Origin of the sequence: Salinispora cortesiana (assembly GCF_000484695.1) — a bacterium.
Classification (GTDB): Bacteria; Actinomycetota; Actinomycetes; order Mycobacteriales; family Micromonosporaceae; genus Micromonospora; species Micromonospora cortesiana.
This window is the reverse complement of sequence record NZ_AXVR01000177.1, coordinates 1-1,431: the sequence shown is the minus strand read 5'-3', so window position 1 is coordinate 1,431 and position 1,431 is coordinate 1. Positions and strand designations below refer to the sequence as shown.

Sequence of the window (1,431 nt, the reverse complement as noted above, 5' to 3'; positions counted from 1 at the left end):
TACTCCAGCCGGGGATTGTGATCACGGTTCGGTGAGGGCTTGTCGGGCGTAGTGGCTGGTCGTGGCTCGTGCTTGGTGACGGCGTCGGCGTACGGACCAGAGCAGTGGGTCGTAGCGGCGGCGGCCGGGTTCGATGATCAGGGTGTTGAACAGGTGGCGTAGTTCGTTGACGGTCAGCGCGATCAGCCCGGCCGGGTCGGGGCGGCTGCGGTGCGTGGTCGCGGCGGCGAGGAAGGCGTGGGCGAGGATCGCCAGGGTGGTCCAGCGGTGCCAGGACGTCCAGCGGCGGTTCTGGTGCTGGTCCAGGCCGAGGCCCGTCTTGGTGGCCTGGAACGCCTCCTCGATGCTCCACCGCCTGCCGGCGACGGCCACCAGGTGGTGCAGCGGAACCGGTTGGGGTGACCAGCAGCGGTAGAACGCCAGCTCACCGGTGCTGCGGTTGCGGCGGATCAGCAGCCAGTGGTGCCCGCCGTGGGTGTCGACGGCGTGCGGCAGTGCCGTGAAGGACCAGTCGTAGTAGCGGTGTCCCTTCGCGCCTCGACCCGCGGATACCCGCTGCCAGGCGGTGGCAGGAAGACCGGCGGCGAGGGCGTCAACGCGGGAGACGCCAAGCCCGGTGATCACCTGATGCGAACAGGCCACGGCCAGGACGTAGCCCAGTCGCAACTGACGAAGCCGTGCGCTCAGGCGCGGATCGTTGCCGTAGGCCTCGTCGCCGGCTACCCATCGGCACGGCAGCCCGGCGGTGACCGCTGCGGCAATCATCCGAGATGCCAGCTGCGGCTTGGTCGCGAACCGCACCTGCTCAGGGACACCAGCCTCGGTACGGCGCTCGGCGTCGTCGCACCAGGACTTGGGCAGGTACAGCGCCGTGTCGAGCATCGCGTGACGAGCGTCGGTGGCGTAGACGAGGTGCACGGCGACCTGACAGTTCTCAATCTTCCCGGCGGTCCCTGAGTACTGCCGCTGGACGCCGACGGTGTGCCGGCCCTTCTTCAGATCGCCCGTCTCGTCGATGACCAGCACAGCCTCGGCATCACCGAGGTGGTGGCCGACGAAGGCGCGGACATCGGCCCGCACCTGCGCATCGTCCCACCTCACCCGGGTCAGCAGGTCCTGCATCCCGTCCGGACCCGTGTCACCGGCATGCTCCGCGATCGTCCAGCAGTTCTTCCGCGGCAACGGCGCCAGCAAGCCCCGGACAAAGTCACGCACCCGACGGCGAGGCTCCGGCCTACGGAAACGCTGCCCGACCGTCAGCATCAAGTCGTCGAACAACACCCGCCACCGCTGGGCGTCTACCCTGTATCCGGCAGCCACCGCTGCATCATGGTCAGTCCACACAACCGTCCATGATCGGCGGTGGCTGCCCTCGTTCCCGCGTCGCATCAAACCGCAGCTCAGTCAAGGTCAACAACCCCGGCTGGAGTA

Annotated in this window: 1 protein-coding gene; it reads right to left on the bottom strand. The window is 68.4% G+C overall.

Annotation, left to right across the window (positions count from 1 at the left end; translation table 11 throughout):
* Nucleotides 1-21: 21 nt before the first annotated feature.
* Nucleotides 22-1,263, bottom strand: coding sequence for an IS701 family transposase (locus K228_RS0124970; RefSeq protein WP_025620794.1), 1,242 nt, complete (start codon nt 1,261-1,263; stop codon nt 22-24).
* Nucleotides 1,264-1,431: the final 168 nt, after the last annotated feature.